The 16,573-nt window shown below is 65.0% G+C and carries 11 protein-coding genes and 1 riboswitch; of the genes, 6 read left to right on the forward strand and 5 right to left on the reverse strand.

All coding sequences use genetic code 11. The features are described from left to right. Positions 1-105 precede the first annotated feature (105 nt). Genes G6N81_RS12705 through G6N81_RS06395 form a run of 3 tightly spaced genes read left to right on the forward strand, consistent with a single transcriptional unit; the run spans position 106 to position 2,938 of the window. Positions 106-264, forward strand: a complete 159-nt coding sequence (locus G6N81_RS12705; protein WP_241244879.1) for a hypothetical protein — start codon at positions 106-108, stop codon at positions 262-264. A gap of 15 nt (positions 265-279) precedes the next feature. Further along, the gene (locus tag G6N81_RS12710) at positions 280-1,401 is read left to right on the forward strand and encodes a hypothetical protein (protein WP_241244880.1); all 1,122 of its coding nucleotides are present in this window, start codon (positions 280-282) and stop codon (positions 1,399-1,401) included. A 43-nt stretch (positions 1,402-1,444) separates the two neighbouring features. Then, the gene (locus G6N81_RS06395) at positions 1,445-2,938 is read left to right on the forward strand and encodes an aldehyde dehydrogenase family protein (protein WP_165134626.1); all 1,494 of its coding nucleotides are present in this window, start codon (positions 1,445-1,447) and stop codon (positions 2,936-2,938) included. 121 nt (positions 2,939-3,059) lie between these two features. Here the strand turns inward: G6N81_RS06395 and G6N81_RS06400 are convergent, their stop codons facing one another. Then, positions 3,060-4,916 carry a phosphoenolpyruvate carboxykinase (GTP) gene (locus tag G6N81_RS06400; protein ID WP_165134629.1) on the reverse strand — a complete coding sequence of 619 codons (1,857 nt, stop codon included), beginning with the start codon at positions 4,914-4,916 and terminating at the stop codon, positions 3,060-3,062. Positions 4,917-5,042: 126 nt separating this feature from the next. On the opposite strand from G6N81_RS06400, the gene G6N81_RS06405 reads away from it, so the two are divergent. Then, positions 5,043-6,509 (forward strand): helix-turn-helix domain-containing protein, encoded by a 1,467-nt coding sequence (locus G6N81_RS06405; RefSeq protein ID WP_165134632.1) that lies wholly within the window; start codon positions 5,043-5,045, stop codon positions 6,507-6,509. Between the two features lie 79 nt (positions 6,510-6,588). Here the strand turns inward: G6N81_RS06405 and G6N81_RS06410 are convergent, their stop codons facing one another. The 3 genes from G6N81_RS06410 to G6N81_RS06420 all read right to left on the reverse strand — a co-directional run bounded on the left by G6N81_RS06410 (position 6,589) and on the right by G6N81_RS06420 (position 11,220). Further along, a complete protein-coding gene (locus G6N81_RS06410; RefSeq protein WP_165134635.1) occupies positions 6,589-7,470 on the reverse strand; it encodes a bifunctional methylenetetrahydrofolate dehydrogenase/methenyltetrahydrofolate cyclohydrolase in 882 nt (293 codons plus the stop codon). 79 nt (positions 7,471-7,549) lie between these two features. Beyond that, positions 7,550-8,848: a serine hydroxymethyltransferase gene (glyA, locus tag G6N81_RS06415; protein WP_165134638.1), complete on the reverse strand. Its 1,299-nt coding sequence runs from the start codon at positions 8,846-8,848 to the stop codon at positions 7,550-7,552. A 35-nt stretch (positions 8,849-8,883) separates the two neighbouring features. Beyond that, positions 8,884-8,970, reverse strand: a riboswitch (ZMP/ZTP riboswitch). Positions 8,971-9,057: 87 nt separating this feature from the next. Continuing rightward, positions 9,058-11,220, reverse strand: coding sequence for a hypothetical protein (locus G6N81_RS06420; protein WP_165134641.1), 2,163 nt, complete (start codon positions 11,218-11,220; stop codon positions 9,058-9,060). 301 nt (positions 11,221-11,521) lie between these two features. On the opposite strand from G6N81_RS06420, the gene G6N81_RS06425 reads away from it, so the two are divergent. Together G6N81_RS06425 and G6N81_RS06430 are read left to right on the forward strand one after the other, a co-directional pair. Further along, positions 11,522-11,911: an META domain-containing protein gene (locus G6N81_RS06425; RefSeq protein WP_165134644.1), complete on the forward strand. Its 390-nt coding sequence runs from the start codon at positions 11,522-11,524 to the stop codon at positions 11,909-11,911. A gap of 339 nt (positions 11,912-12,250) precedes the next feature. Continuing rightward, positions 12,251-14,851 (forward strand): sigma-70 family RNA polymerase sigma factor, encoded by a 2,601-nt coding sequence (locus G6N81_RS06430; RefSeq protein ID WP_165134647.1) that lies wholly within the window; start codon positions 12,251-12,253, stop codon positions 14,849-14,851. On the opposite strand, the gene G6N81_RS06435 is transcribed toward G6N81_RS06430, so the two are convergent. Next, entirely contained in the window at positions 14,848-16,491 is a 1,644-nt protein-coding gene (locus G6N81_RS06435) for a glycoside hydrolase family 13 protein (RefSeq protein ID WP_241244882.1), read from the reverse strand. The genes G6N81_RS06430 and G6N81_RS06435 overlap by 4 nt on opposite strands. Positions 16,492-16,573: the final 82 nt, after the last annotated feature.

Genomic DNA, 16,573 nt, shown 5'->3' on the forward strand with positions numbered 1-16,573 from the left:
GTGATCGGGTTCGCTCCTCCCCCCATTTAATGTCGCCGATATTGTCTACAATTTCGGCGACACTAGTTTGATCATCCGACAACGCCGTCGCACACGGAGGCCACAATGGCGAACACCCTGCAGGAGCTCATCGACAGATCGGGCAACACCGTCGACCTTCTTCGCGGATCAAAGCTCGGCACATACATCTACCCCGCTGTCCCCACCGAGTTCTCCAACTGGCGCCGGGAACAGAAGGCATGGCGACACACCGCCGTTCTCTAAGACCAAACCCACCACATGGTCAACTTCTTCATGAAGGGACCGGACGCGCTGCGCCTCCTCAGCGAGACGGGCATCAACAGTTTCGCGAACTTCCCCGTCAACACCGCGAAGCAGTTTGTGCCGACGGTATTCCCCGTCCGCGCGGAGTTCAGCAACTGGAGATCGGAGCAGCGTGCGTGGCGCGAGTCGGTTGCCTTCCTCGACCAGTCCCATCACATGACGGACCTGTTCATCACGGGTGCCGATGCGCTACGCCTGTTGAGCCGAATCGGAGTAAACTCCTTCGCCAACTTCGGACCAGGTCGCGCGAAGCAGTTCGTCGCGGTGAACCACGAGGGTTTTCTTATCGGCGACGCGATCCTCTTCCATCTCGACGACGGAGAGTTCGACCTGGTCGGACATCCCATGGTGATCGACTGGGTGCAGTTCCACGGCGAGACGGGCGACGAAGAGGTGTCCTTCATGCGCGATGGCAACTCACTCGTTCGCGACGGCAACCCCGCGCTGTACCGCTACGAGATCCAGGGCCCGCGGGCCATGGAGCTGATGGAGTCCGTGGGCGAGAGTGTGCGTGATGCGATTGTCACGGCGGGCGCGGAGCTCGGGCTGGTTCTCGTGGGATCGCAGGCATATTCGTCAGCCAACCTCGAATCTGCGTGGGTGCCATCGCCGCTTCCGGCCATCTTCTCCGGGCAGCAGACTGCCGAGTACCGATCGTGGTTGCCCGCGGAACGCGCGGGGTCGCTCGCTGGTTCATTCACTTCGGATGACATCACGGACTTCTACCTCACCCCGTACGACCTGGGCTATGACCGCAACGTGGCATTCGACCATGACTTCATCGGCCGATCGGCGCTCGAGGAATACTCCGGCGCCTACTCGACAACGCCGGACTTCCCGCACTGTATGTGGAGCTACATGATCGGCGCCGCCCTCGAAGAGGCGTTCACGACGATGACGGAGCCCACCCGGGAGTCGTTTATGACGGCGATCCGCAGTATCGACGGGCTCCAGGCGCCGCTCATGCTCGACGGAACCTCGATCACCACGACAGAAGACGGCCAGCCCGCCGTGTCGACGGTTGTCGTGCGGCGCTACAACGGGCAGGGTTACGACAACGCCGATTCCTTCGAGTAGTCCGTGACTCGGCGCGACACAACACAGAGAGGCACGTGAATCAATGTCGATTACCTCATCACACGAACCCGTCCGAACAGGACTCTTCATTGGCGGGGCGGAGCGCTTCACAGACGATGTGCTACGCGTCGCCGACCCCGCCAAGCCCGGCGTGATCGTCGGCGAGGCTGCGAGCGCATCTGCTGACGATGTCGCCGAGGCCATCTCCGCGGCGAAGGGCGCCTACCGCGGCTGGCGAACGCTCACGCCCGCCGAGCGGGCCGAGAAGATGCTGCACGCCATCGATGGCATCGCGGACGATCGCGACACCGACGCCGCGATCCTGTCGCAGGAGAACGGCAAGATCCGGATGGAGGGCTGGATCGACGCTCTCGTCTTCGAACTGCGCTGGCGACTTGCCCTCGACCTCGCCGACGAGGTCGACCAGGGCCGAATGCTGGAAACGGCGCCCGGCATCCCCGTGACAACTGAGGTCAGCTACCAGCCGCTCGGGGTGACCACGATCATTGTGCCGTTCAACTGGCCGATCGCCATTCTCGGAGCGGCGTTGCCTCATGCCCTCTTGGCGGGAAACCCCGTCATCGTCAAGCCACCGCCCTCAGCGCCGCTCGCGACAACGCGCGTTGTGCAGCGGGTGGCGGAGAAGCTCCCCGCGGGTGTGCTGAACGTCGTCACCGGTGAGGACGCCAACATGTCGCAGCTGATCCAGAGCCCCGATGTGGCGAAGGTGTGCTTCACGGGCAGCGTCGGTGGCGGGAAGAAGATGATGGAGATGGGTGCCGCCTCGCTCACCCGTGTGACGCTCGAGTTGGGCGGGAACGACGCGGCGATCTTCGCGGAGGACGCGATCATCGACGACACTCACCTTGATCGGATCTTCGCGGCCGTCTACGACACGACCGGTCAGATCTGCATGAATGCCAAGCGCATTTACGTGCACCGCTCGCGAATGGACGAGCTTATCGCCGGACTCGACGAACGCCTGTCGAAGACGGTGCTCGGATACGGCCTCGACGAGTCGACAACGATGGGTCCGCTGCATCAGCCGGCGCAGAAGGCCTTCGTCGAGGAGCTGATCCAGGAGACGAAGGACTCGGGCGCGGAGGTGCGCGAATACGGCGAGCTACCCGGCGGCGACATGACGGACGGCAATTTCGTGCGCCCCGCCCTCGTGATCAACCCGGACCCGTCGCTGCGCGTTGTTACCCAGGAACAGTTTGGTCCGGTCATCGGCGTAATCCCCTTCGATTCGGAAGAGGAGGCCGTTGCCGCGGCGAACGACACGTGGGCCGGCCTGTGTGGCTCGGTGTGGACCGCAGACCCTGAGACCGCGCAGCGCATCGGATCGCAATTGGTGTGCGGATACGTGTGGGTTAACGACCACGGGGCAACGCGTCTCGACCTGCGCGCTCCGTTCGGCGGCATGAAGCAGTCGGGCTTCGGGCGCGAACAGGGCATTGACGGCGTCCGAGCCTTCCAGGACACCCACTCGATCGCCACGATCGATCCGGAGGCACTCGCGGCGATGGCGCACTGACCCCCGCTCCGGCCGAGAAGACGAAGAAGCGGCCCACCCCCGGATCGGCAAGGGTGGGCCGCTTTCGTTGTGCGGGAGAAGGTGTGCGGTCCCTTCTCCCACGCGAGCGGGCCGAGTGCGGTCAGCCCCTCGCGGTCTCAAGGCGCGCACGAAGCGCGCGAAGCTGCTCGCGCAGCTCCTGCGGAATCTTCTCGCCAAAGGAGTCGAAGAACTCCTCGGTGAGATCAGCCTCAGCCAGCCACGATGCGGCATCGACGTCGAACAGCTCGACCATGTCGCCGGCGGGAACGTCGATTCCGTCACGGTTCAGCGACCCCGGCGTGGGGAGGAGGCCCACGGGTGACGGGAACGCGCCCGCCTCACCGTCGAGGCGGCGGCAGATCCACTCGATCACCCGAGAGTTCTCGCCGAAGCCCGGCCAGAGGAACCGGCCATCCTCACCCTTGCGGAACCAGTTGACCTGGAAGATCGCCGGCGGCTGGGGAACGGTCTGCCCCATCTCGATCCAGTGACCGAAGTAGTCTGCCATGTTGTATCCGCAGAACGGCATCATCGCGAACGGGTCGCGCCGCAGCTCGCCGACGACGCCTTCGGCGGCTGCCGTGCGCTCGGACGAGATCGTCGCCCCCATGAAGACGCCGTGGTTCCAGTGGAACGCCTCGGCAACGAGGGGAACGTTTGTTGCTCGACGACCGCCGAACAAGATCGCGTCAAGCGGAACGTCTTCTTCCCAGTCGGGAGAAATCGAGGGGGCCTGTGTGGCGTCGACCGTGAAGCGTGAGTTGGGGTGCGCGGCCGGGCGTCCGCTGTCGGGGGTCCAGTCTTCCCCCTGCCAGTCGGTCAGGTGCGCGGGCGGATCGTCCGTCAGCCCCTCCCACCACACGTCGCCATCGTCGGTCAGCGCCACATTGGTGAAGATGACGTTGCCGTGAAGCGCCTCGACCGCCGTGACGTTCGTCGACGCACCGGTTCCGGGCGCGACGCCGAAGAACCCGGCTTCGGGGTTAATGGCGTGCAACCGGCCGTCCTCGCCGGGTCGGATCCACACGATGTCGTCGCCGAGAGTCTCAACGCGCCAGCCGGGGATCGTCGGGCGGAGCATCGCCAAGTTCGTCTTGCCGCACGCGGACGGGAAAGCCGCCGCGATGTGAAAACGGCGCCCCTCGGGCGAGATCACCCGGATGAGCAGCATGTGCTCGGCCATCCAGCCCTGGTCCCGGCCGAGAACCGAAGCGATGCGCAGGGCGAAGCACTTCTTCGCGAGAATCGCGTTGCCGCCGTAGCCGGAGCCGAACGACCACACCTCGAGGGTGTCGGGGAAGTGCGCGATGTACTTCTCCTCGTTCGACGGCCACGACACGTCGTGCTCACCTGGGGTGAGGGGGTGGCCGACCGAGTGCACCGTTCGTACCCACGGGGTCCCTCCGGCGATCAAGCGAGTGACCTCCGTGCCGACGCGCGTCATGATGCCGATCGACGCGACAGCGTAGGGACTGTCGGTGATCTGCACGCCAAGCTGCGAAATCGGTCCGCCGATCTTGCCCATGGAGAAGGGGACGACGAACATCGTCCGTCCGCGCATGGCACCGTCGAAGAGTGAGGTGAGCACGCTCTTCATCTGCTGCGGCGGAACCCAGTTGTTGGTCGGGCCGGCGTCTTCTTCGCGCTCCGAGGAGATGAACGTCCGCGATTCGAGACGGGCGACGTCCCCCGCGTCTGATCGGGCGAGGTAGCTGTTCGGGCGGCGCTCCTCATCGAGCGGGATGAGCGTTCCCTGCTCGACCATGTCTTCGAGAAGCGCGGCGTTCTCGTCCGCGGACCCATCAACCCAGTGGATGCGGTCGGGCTTCGTGAGATCCGCGATCTCCTGCACCCACGCCACGAGTTCCTGGAAGGCATCGCCCGTGAAGCGGGGCATGTCTCCGAACTCACGGAGGCGGGAGGGGCGGGTGACTGCCTGCGGTTCTGCGATCGCCATCGTGCGCTCCTTCGGGATGTCTGACTGTTCACGGCGGGGCCGTACACCAAGTTTCATGGCAAATTCGCAAGGCTTGCGACCAAAAACGGGTTAAAGAATCGCGCTTCTTTCGGATATGGTGACGGAATGGCACCGGCAACGTCGGGGGCAGCGTCCACGCCCCACATCGAACTCAAAACACTCGGTCACCGCATCCGCCACCATCGCCTCGCGCGCGGCTACACCCTGGATGCGCTCGGCGATGCCGTCGGAGTGGCGGGTAGCCAGCTGAGCCTCATCGAGAACGGCAAGCGTGAGCCGAAGCTCACGCTGCTTCAAAAAATCGCCGAGGCGACCGGCGTCAGTGTCACCGACCTGATTTCCTCCGAGCCGCCGAACCGGCGTGCAGCTCTGGAGATCGAACTCGAACGTGCACAGCAGAGCCCCTCGTTCGCCCAGCTGAGCATTCCAGCAATTAAGGTCACCAAGGGCATCAGCGACGACACCCTCGAGTCGATCCTGGGGCTGCACAACGAGTTGCAACGCCGCGATCGGGAGGCGAACGCCACCCCGGAAGAAGCCCGGCGGGCAAACACCGAGCTGCGCCGCAAGATGCGTGCCCTTAACAACTATCTGCCAGACATCGAGGATCTCGCGGAGAAACAACTCGCCGCCGCAGGGCACCAGGCGGGCGCGCTGACCCACCGCACCGTGAGCATCATGGCGGAGCAACTCGGCTTCGATCTGATCTACGTCAACGATCTGCCGCGCTCAACTCGTTCAATCACCGACCTCGAAAACGGCCGCATCTACCTGCCGCCCGCGTCGATTCCCGGTGGGCACGGCCTGCGATCCATGGCGCTCCAGGCCATGGCGCACCGCCTGCTCGGGCACCAGCCACCCACGTCGTACGCGGACTTTCTGCAGCAGCGCCTCGAAATCAACTACTACGCGGCCTGTTGCCTCATCCCGCAGGGCAATGGCGTGCGGTTCCTCCAGCAGGCGAAGAAAGACCGCAACATCGCGGTCGAAGACTTCCGGGATGCCTTCGGCGTGACGCACGAGGCCGCGAGCATGCGGATGACGAACCTCATGACCGAGCATCTCGGAATGCCGCTGCACTTCCTCCGCGTCGGCGGGCAGGGCCAGATTGAGCGCGTCTACGAAAACGACGCCCTCCCCCTGCCGCAGGATGTCACGGGAGCCGTCGAGGGTCAGATCGTGTGCCAGAAGTTCTCGGCCCGCAACGCCTTCGAACAGCAGAACCGAACAACCGAGCACTACCAGTACACAGACACTCCGGGCGGCACGTTCTGGTGCGCAACACAGACGGGAACACACGACGGGGGCGACTTCTCGATCACCGTTGGTGTGCCCTTCGACGACGCGAAGTTCTGGCGGGGACGGGAAACCCCCAGCCGCGCCGTATCCACCTGCCCCGATGAAACCTGCTGCCGTCGACCGTCAGCGGATATCACCGAGCGGTGGCGCGGAAGGGCCTGGCCGAGCGCGCGTGTACACACGCACATCTTCAGCCCCCTCCCCCGCGGGAATTTCCCGGGCGTCAGCGAAAGCGACGTCTTTGAGTTCCTCGAGAAGCACGCCGAGAGCTGACCCTCAGATACGGCTACAGCGCCGAGGAAACGTCCGACCACACGGTGGACTCTTCCTCGGCGCTGCGGCCGGTGCCACGCTAAGCGAGAGAGCGCTCCGCCGCCTCGACAACGTTTGTCATCAGAAGCGCAACGGTCATCGGGCCAACGCCGCCGGGGTTCGGGGAGAGGTATCCAGCGACCTCCGCGACGCCCGGGTGAACATCGCCGTAGATCTTCTGCTTGCCGGTCTCGGGGTTGTCTTCGCGGGTGACGCCGACGTCGAGAACAGCCGCTCCCGGTTTGACGTCCTCGGGGCGGACGAGGTGCTTCACCCCGGCTGAAGCGACGATCACATCGGCCTGGCGAAGGTACTGCCCCATGTCGACAGTGCCGGTGTGCACCTGTGTCACGGTGGCATTCACTTCGCGACGCGTCAGGATGAGGCCGATCGAGCGTCCGATCGTGATGCCGCGTCCGACGACGACCACGTGCTTTCCGTTCAGGTCGTAACCGCTGCGTTGCAGCAGCTCGATCACCCCGCGGGGCGTGCACGGAAGAGGGCTGGTGATCTCGGAGTTGACGTTGAGCACGAGGCGACCGAGGTTGGTGGGGTGCAGACCATCTGCGTCCTTCGCAGGGTCGATGCGCTCGAGAACACGGTCGGTGTCGATGTGCTTCGGCAACGGGAGCTGCACGATGTAGCCGTGGCACGACGGATCGGCGTTCAGCTCATCGATCAGAGCCTCCACCTTCTCCTGTGTCGCGTCGGCAGGGAGTTCTCGCTGAATCGAGTTCATGCCGATCGCCTCGGACTGGCGATGCTTCATCCCCACGTACAGCTGCGAGGCCGGGTCGGCACCAACCAGAACGGTGGCGATTCCGGGGGTAACGCCCTTGTCTTTCAACGCAGCGATGCGCTGCTTCAGCTCGTCTTTAATCGCGGCCGAGGCCGCCTTGCCGTCCAGAACCTGTGCGGTCATGTTTCCTCCTCAGTGAGCATGCCCCGGTGAATCACTATCTTGGTAGTGATTCACCGGGGCATGCGCGACGCCAATTCGATCAGATGCCGGCGTAGCCCTGGCCAGCAGCCTCAAGGCCGGGATACAGCGGAAACGCATCGGCGAGCTTCGCCGCACGCGCGCGCAGAGCGGGAACGTCGGCTCCCGGCTGCAGCGCAAGAGCGATCACGTCGGCCACCTCGGTAAACTCGGCATCTCCGAATCCGCGCGTCGCCAGCGCAGGCGTGCCGATACGCAGGCCCGATGTGACCATCGGCGGACGGGGGTCATTCGGCACCGCGTTGCGGTTAACCGTGATGCGAATATCGTGCAGCAGGTCTTCTGCCTGCTTGCCATCGATCGCGGCATGACGCAGATCAACGAGCACCAGGTGAACGTCCGTTCCCCCCGAGCGCACGCTAATACCGGCGTCTGCGACATCCTGCTGCGACAGGCGCTCGGCAAGGATCTGCGCACCGCGCAGCGTGCGCTTCTGCCGGTCGGCGAACTCCTCAGACGCAGCCAGCTTGAACGCGGTCGCCTTAGCCGCGATCACGTGCATGAGCGGGCCACCCTGCTGTCCAGGGAAAACGGCCGAGTTGATCTTCTTGGCGATGTCCGCATCGTTCGTGAGGATGAAGCCCGAGCGGGGCCCACCGATCGTCTTGTGCACGGTCGAGGACACCACGTGTGCGTGCGGAACCGGGTTCGGGTGAACACCACCGGCGACAAGGCCCGCAAAGTGAGCCATGTCCACCCACAGGTAGGCGCCCACCTCGTCGGCGATCTCGCGGAAGGCCGCGAAGTCGAGCTGACGGGGGTATGCCGACCACCCGGCGATGATCACCTTGGGCTTGTGCTCGTGCGCGAGTCGACGCACCTCGTCCATATCGACGAGGGAAGTCTCGGGGTCGACCCCGTACGCGACGATGTCGTAGAGACGTCCGGAGAAGTTGATCTTCATGCCGTGCGTCAGGTGTCCGCCGTGGTCGAGCGACAGACCAAGAACGGTGTCGCCCTGACGAGCGATTGCGTGCAGAACAGCGGCATTCGCCGAAGCACCCGAGTGGGGCTGAACGTTGGCGAACTGTGCCCCGAACAGGCTCTTGGCCCGCTCGATCGCGAGGTTCTCGGCAACGTCGACTTCCTCGCAGCCGCCGTAGTAACGGCGCCCGGGGTAGCCCTCGGCGTACTTGTTCGTGAGAACGGAGCCCTGCGACTGCAGGACCGAAACGGGAACGATGTTCTCGGATGCGATCATCTCGAGAAAACCACGCTGGCGATCGAGTTCGCGCTGCAGGACCTGCGCGATCTCCGGGTCGACTTCAGTGAGGGGGGCGTTAAAAAGCGGCTCGGTCATGTTTCTCCAGAACGACGTGCGGACATCGGGGTTATCGCTTCGGCCCAGGCGCGCGGTCGAATGTCGTTCTTTCGTCGCTTCCCGGTGGTGGCCCACCTCAGGCGCCAGTCGCGACCCGATAAATCTTACGGCAAATCATCACCGCTGTGAATGCCGCAAGGGCGGAGCGAGCCGAAGCTCACCCCGCCCTTGCGAGAACTCAGATGGCGTTAGACGCGGCTTGCGCGACGGGCCACCATGAGGACGATGCCACCGATCAGCAGAACAGCTGCTCCGCCGATGAGCGGAAGCGCCACGTAGGCGTCCGTCGGAGCGAGGTCGCCGCCACCCGGAGCGGGGCTCGGGGTTGCGTCATCCGTGGGAGCGGGCTCCTCCGTGGGGGCGGGCTCCTCCGTGGGGGCGGGCTCCTCCGTGGGAGCAGGCGTCGGGACAACGGCCTCAGCCTCGACCGAGAACGCTACCGTGGCCACATCGCTGACAGCGCCGTCGATCGCCTGAACGGCCGAAACCGTGTATGCGCCAACCGCGAGGTCTGCGGGCAGGTCAGCCGACCACATTCCGCCGGAAACAACAGCCTCGATCGTCTGACCGGGCATGATCGCTGCCATCGTGTTGTGGCCCGACGATGCGTTCAGCGCGTCGAGAGCGATTGTGACAACCGCACCCTCAACGCCGGACTGGCCGGTGATCGAGGCAGGAATCGCGTCCTCGGCGTAGGCGTCGCCGTCAGCCGGGGTCAGGATTTCGGGAGCGCCGGGAACGACCTCGAACGAGATCCAGCGTGCGTCTGAAGTGTCGTCGCCGAGCGACTGCGTCGCGCCCACCGTGTACGCGCCGAAGCCGAGCTCGACGTCAACCGACCACGTGCCGTCGTTGCCGACAGTCGTCGTTCCGGAAGCGTCAGCGAGAAGCGAGATCTCGGCGCCGGGAACGGCACCTTCGCCCGAGATGGACGTGATCGCGCTGGTCGTGCGCAGCTCGTTCGAGGGCGAGGTGATCTCCGGAGCCGAGAGAACCGTCTCGATCTTCGCCGTTGCGGTCTCCGACGAGTCGAAGCCGCGCGATGCGACAACCTCGATGTCGAACGAGCCGACAGCCGCGGGAGCCGAGAAGCTGAACGTGCCGTCTTCATCAGCCGTGGTCGACGCGGTGATGTCACCGGTGATCTCGACGTCTGCGCCAGCAGGAGCCGTTCCGGACACACTGCTACCGGCCTCGACCGTTGCGTCCTGGACGACAGGAGCGTCAACGTGAAGCATGACGGTGTACGCACCGGCCTCGCGCTCGACGATGTCGAGTGCGTTCTCGATGTTCGAGAACCACACGCTCATACCGTCGGCGGGACCACCGCTGACGAAACCAGCGGCCATGTCGCCTGCGAGGGCGGGGCCACCAGAGTCACCGGGTGCACCGACGGGCTCGCCGTCCATGGACTCGGCGCGGAAACCGGAGACCCAGCGGTCTTCGATGATCTGCCAGCCGTGCTCAACGACGAGCGCATCGCGCTCACCCGTTGTGCGGCCGCTTCGTGTGACGACCTCGCCGATTTCCGGCGTGCCGACGCTGCGGACGAGGTGCGTGGAACCGGGGAGGTTGTCCTCGGCGCCCAGCGTCCAGTCGGTAACCTCGGGCTTGAGCTCAAGCTCGGGGTTCTCGACCGAGATCACCGAAACATCGGTGCCCTCGAGGGTGTCGAAGTCGGGGAGGATACCGGCGTCGAGGTCGTCCCAGTTGACGGCCTCGTTGCCCGGGCCACCGAACTGTGCGAAAACCCACTCGCCGATGTAGTCGTAGATGACAACGCCCTCGTCGGAACCGACAGCATCCTCGGTGCTGGGAAGCGTTGCGAAGATCGAGCCGGGGCCGAAGTCCTCAGGCATGCAGTGACCGGCGCTCAACAGAGCGGGCTCGCCCTCGGGTGACCATGCCGTGAAGCCGACCGAGCACAGGCCGTAGCCCTGGATGCTGCCGTCTTCGTTCAGGTCGGCCACACCGTAACCTGCGCCGCCGACGATCGTCGCGAGGGAAGCGGGAAGCGACTCGACTTCGTCCTCTTCCTGCCAAGCAAGGTCAAACGCAACTTCGCGGTCCCTGTCGCCCTCGATACGAACGTTCTCGTAGGAGTCTTCGAAGTCGGACAAAACAGCCGCGTCGTCGGCCGAGAAGGCCGTCTCAGCGGAGCGACCTTCGGAAAGCTCGCCCTCGACGCCGATCGTGATGACGCCGTCTGCGTCTGTCGTCACGCTCACAACGCCGGGGATGGCCTTCGCCTGTGCGGCGATCTCATCAAAATCCGCTGTCAGTGCGGCATCCTGCGCGACAGCGGGAGCGACCATCAGGCCACTGGCGGCGAGCGCAACTGCGGTGCTCATGGCACCGAGCGCGACGCGCTTCTTGTTCAAGAACTGCAAACGATTCTCCCCTGGGATCTTGGCGACGAATTCGCCGTCATCAGAACTCTCAACGGCGTCGATTCAGGAAGTTCAGCGCATCCCTAGAGTCGACACAGCGTGTCCACAGTACAGGAAATCGCGAAACCTGCGAAATGGTCGGGAGCGACCGTCTCCTCGATGCGCTGATCGCCACGACGCACAGGCGCTACCCAGCCAGGATTCAGGTGTCCTAAACTGAAAAGTGGGTGGATGATTCCTCAACACTCAGACAGGGAGGCCGATGATGAATCGCAGACGCATGGCAGCAGTGATGAGTCTGGCCGCATCCGCAACGCTGATTCTCGCGGGATGCGCGACCAACGCACCAGGAGCGAACGACATGGACCTCAGCCCCTACCTTGACACCACCTTCTCGAGCACGGAAGCCGGCGAGCCGTACGTCGAGTTCGGCGAGAACGGCCGGTTCACGGGCAGCGACGGGTGTAACGGATTCGGCGGGGAGTACGAGGTCGATGGGGATGTTCTCGTCCTCAACCCCGGCTTCACGACGCTCAAGGCCTGCGAGGGTGTCGACGGCTGGTTGCAGCACGCAAAGACGGTGGCTCTCGACGGCGACACCCTGCGCGTGTATGACGCCGCGGGCGACGAGCTCGGCACGCTCTCACGCTGACACCGTTCCGCACAAAGTAGAGGCGGCTCACAGGTATCCACTCGGATATCTGTGAGCCGCCTCTCGGGTATTGGCTCCACGTTCCTGGGCCCGCCGCTCGGACTTCTTCCCCCGGATGCCGAGCAACGTCTCTCTCACCCCACAAGACAGGCAACCGTCCGTTTCATTACGCGAGTTCAGAAAAAAACACTCGAATCGGGAGAAAAACCTCGGTCACAGGCCAGAAACCTGAGAATGATCGATTGGGGTTGGCACGAGGCTCTCCAACGAGAGAGAATCGTCCGACGGCGCCGACCGCCTCACAGTCGGTGCCACTCCCGAAACCCGACGAGGAGACCCGTGCGAGAAGAGAGCGACGCGCGCGCAATCGACGCCGCCGATGCCTCTGACGCCGATCTCCTGCTCCGATCCCGCTCCGGAGATTCCGACGCCTTTGGGGAGCTCTGGTCGCGGCACTACCGCTCGGGGATCACGGCGGCACGAAGCATCACGGCGAGCATCGACTCGGACGATCTGGTCCAAGAGGCTTACGCGAAGATCTTCCAGACGGTCCGACGCGGCGGTGGTCCCACCGGATCGTTCCGCGCCTATCTATTCACAACGATCCGCAACACGGCGGCAAGCTGGGGTCGTGCGCGCGACGACGTTCCGTTTGAGGAACTCGATGCATTCGAAGACCCCGAGACAGCGGCGGAGGCTACCGAGGCTGCGCTCGACCGCGGTCTGACGCACACGGCATTCCGTTCCTTGCCCACCCGCTGGCAGGAAGTGCTCTGGTACGCCGAGATCGAGCAGATGAAGCCGCGTGAGATCGCGCCGATTCTGGGGATGAAGACTGCGGCCGTCTCGCAACTCGCCTTCCGCGCCCGAGAAGGCCTCCGCGAAGCGTGGATTCAGGCCCACATCACGTCAGTCGAAGCCGGTTCCGAGCACCGCTGGGCGATCGAGCGGTTGGGTGCGCATACGCGCGGCAACCTCAGCTCTCGCGAGCGTAAGAAGCTCGACGCCCACCTCGCCGACTGCACGCGATGTGCGATCGTCGCCGCCGAGGCGAAGGACGTCGGAAGTCGTCTGGCGATGATTCTGCTTCCGCTCGCCGTTGGCATCCCTGCTGCCGGCGGGTATCTCGCGGCGCTTCAGCGCGGAGACGCGGCCGTCGTCGCGCTGGCCGCGATGCCGCCGGCTGTTGTCGAAGGCGGCGTCGCCATCGGCGGAGCCGTCGTCGCCGGAGGAACAGCAGCAGCCGCAGGTAGCTCCGCAATCAGCAGCGCAGGAAACGCCTCAGCCTGGACACTTGGCGGGCTCGTCACGGCAGGAGCCGCAGCTCTCGCGGTGGTCGTTGCGGTTGCAGCGGCGACGCTGACGGGCGGGACCGTGGGCTCAACAGCCGCGAGCGATGCATTCGGCGGCGGTTCGCTGCCCGGCGACGCCAAGATCGAGGCTGATGCCTCAATCGCCCAGGGTGATGAGGAAGTTCTCCCCGCTGAGGATGCTCCCTTTCCGGAAGAAGAAACGCGATCGGCGATCACCGTTGCGGGAGCGCGCGTTGTGGATGCGGCGGCCGGTGTCATCACGGTCGTCGTCACGGGCCAGCCCGGTTATACCGTGCGCGTTCACGCCGAGGGAAGCGCCCAGCCGGCAACGGCCAGAGGCGGCAACACAGCACCGTCGCTCTCTGTCGTTCGTGGCGTGGTGGGGCCCGGCCTCACTGATTCCGGCATCGGCGACAGCGGTTCGACGTCGCTGACCTTCGCGGTTACCCGCGCGCAGGTGGAATCTGACGTTCCGCTGACGTTTGTGTATGACGGCGAGGCAGATGCGCCCGTCGCGACAAGCCTGTCTGCGCTGGGCGTCCGAGCCGAACTTCTCGCCGCCATGCAGCCGGTGGAAGTCGAGCCCGAGGCCACCCCCTCAGAAGAGGCCGAGCCGGAACCGACGCCCGAGCCCGCTCCCGTGCCCGTTCCGGATCCCACTCCCGTGCCGGTTCCGGATCCCACTCCCGTGCCGGTTCCGGATCCCACTCCCGTGCCGGTTCCGGATCCCACGCCGGTTCCCGCGCCTGTGCCGACACCGACGCCCGAAGCGACCCCGACGCCGGAGCCGGCACCCGCTCCTGAGCCGGAGCCCACGCCGGACCCCTCCCCCGTTCCTGAGCCGGAGCCTGCGCCTGCGCCAGAGCCGACGCCCGAAGCGACCCCGACGCCGGAGCCAGCACCCGCTCCTGAGCCGGAGCCTGCGCCCGTGCCGACGCCGGAGCCCACTCCTGCTCCTGCTCCTGCGCCTGCGCCGGAGCCCACACCTGCCCCCGCGCCGGAGCCAGAACCGACGCCTACTCCGGAACCTGCTCCCGTTCCGGAGCCGACGCCCACGCCCACCCCGGAGCCTGCACCCGCACCAACTCCGACGCCGGAGCCCGCTCCATCGCCCGAAGTAAAACCGGAGCCAGAGCCATCACCCACGCCCGTTCCTTCTCCGACGCCGGATCCCACACCGGAGCCGCAGCCGACTCCTGCTCCTACGCCACCACCCTCGAACGAGGGGTCCGAGGACTCATGCGCAAGCGTCGAGCCCGAGGAACCAAGCGAACCTGCTGAAGATGACACACCAGGGGAACCAGACGACCCTGCCGACGAAGCGCCCCTCATGGCGCTCACGCTCACCGAGGTCTGCTGGAACGCTCATCTCACCGCTGAGCTCACCGTCGAGCTCACCATCGAGCTCACCATCTCCGGGACGCCCGGCGAAGACATTACCGTCGCGATATCACAGGGACCGGATCAGTTCTCCAAAGAAGCATTAATCAACCCCGATGGCACGGCAACTGTCGTCATTATCGGGCCGTACCACCCGAACCATCCGATTCGTGTGAACTACGTCAACGGGGATGCCGATGCCCTCGAGATCAGTTGGTTCGATCTGCTAGCAGCCGGCCTCCCCTAGTCCGTAGCCTCGATCCAGATGGCGTGGTCCTTCGGGAGAGAGCCGTCGATTCCGAGTTCGCCAGAGCGGGCGATCACCTTGCCCGCGGGGGGCACAACGGGTCGAGCGCCGAGGTTCGCGACAACGATCACATCGCCGTTGCGATACGCGACGACGTTGTTCTCAACGCCCTTGATCCATTCGAGGCTGCCCTGCCCGAGGTTGTATTCGCGGCGCAGACGAAGCAGCTCCCGGTACAGCGACAGCGTTGAGGACGGATCGTCCGCCTGCTCATCGCGGGCGTAGGAACCCCACTCTTCGGGAATCGGAAGCCACGACTGATCGGTGTCGTTAAACCCGAACGTGGCCCCATCAGCCGACCACGGCAACGGCACGCGGCAGCCATCGCGTCCGACATCCTTACCGTCGGTGCGCAGGAACCGGGGATCGCGGCGCTGCTCGCGGCTGATGTTGATGACCTCGGGCAGGCCGAGCTCCTCCCCCTGGAAAAGGTAGGCGGAGCCGGGCAATCCGAGCATGACGGTGGTGGCAGCGCGTCCCACGGGGCCCTCGCGCTCGGGCTTGGGCTGATAGCGCGATTCGGGGCCGACGCCCGAGTGCTGCTTGCTGGGCGGCAGCGTCAAGCGTGAGGGATGGCGGATGACATCGTGGTTCGAGAGCACCCACGTGGACGGCGCTCCCACCGATCCGAACACCTCAAGGGAGTGATCGATGACCTCGCGGATGCGCGGCGCCTTCCACGGTGTGCCCAGGTAGGACATGTTGAACGCCTGGTGCATTTCATCGGGCCGCACCCATAGAGCCACCTGTTCGAGGGTCGGCAGCCACGCTTCGGCACACAGCGCACGGTCGCCGTCGTACTCCTCGAGGAGCTTGCGCCAGTCGCGATAAATCTCGTGGACACCGGGCTGTGCCAGATAGGGGGCTTCGTTGCCGAGCCCTCCCATCGCCCCCTTCTTCGCGATGATGTGATCGGGAAGCTCCGGGTCCTTCACGAGGCCGTGTGCCACGTCAATGCGGAAACCGTCGACGCCGCGATCCAGCCAGAACCGCAAAATGGAGCGGAATTCTTCCTTCACCACCGGGTTCTGCCAGTTGAGGTCGGGCTGCGAGCTGTCGAACAGGTGCAGGTACCACTGACCGGGCGTTCCGTCTTCGTTCGTCACCCGCGTCCACGCGGAGCCGCCGAAGAACGATGGCCAGTTGTTGGGCGGACGGTTCCCCTTCTTGCCCTTCCCGTCGGCAAAGATGTAACGCTCGCGCTCGGGCGAACCCGGTTCGGCGGCGAGCGCCTCCTGGAACCAGGCATGCTGATCCGACGTGTGGTTGGGAACGAGATCGACGATCACCCGGATACCGCGCTCGTGCGCCGCCGCGAGGAACGCGTCGAAGTCATCCAACGTACCGAAGATTGGGTCGATGTCGCGGTAGTCCGAAACGTCGTAGCCCGCGTCTTTCTGCGGTGATGGCATGAACGGCGAGAACCACACCGCATCAATACCGAGATCGGCGAGGTGGTCGATGCGTGAGAGCGCACCACGCAGATCGCCCACTCCGTCGCCGTCTGAGTCGACGAAGGAACGCGGGTAGATCTGATAGATGACGGCGGTACGCCACCACTCGGAGCCAGTCTCAGTCATAACATCGATCCTTCCGGCGGCCGGGTGCCGCATGCAAGCCACAATACGATGAACCCGCGCGATCGGATCGCGCGGGTTCATC

The organism is Microbacterium amylolyticum (assembly GCF_011046975.1).
Classification (GTDB): domain Bacteria; phylum Actinomycetota; class Actinomycetes; order Actinomycetales; family Microbacteriaceae; genus Microbacterium; species Microbacterium amylolyticum.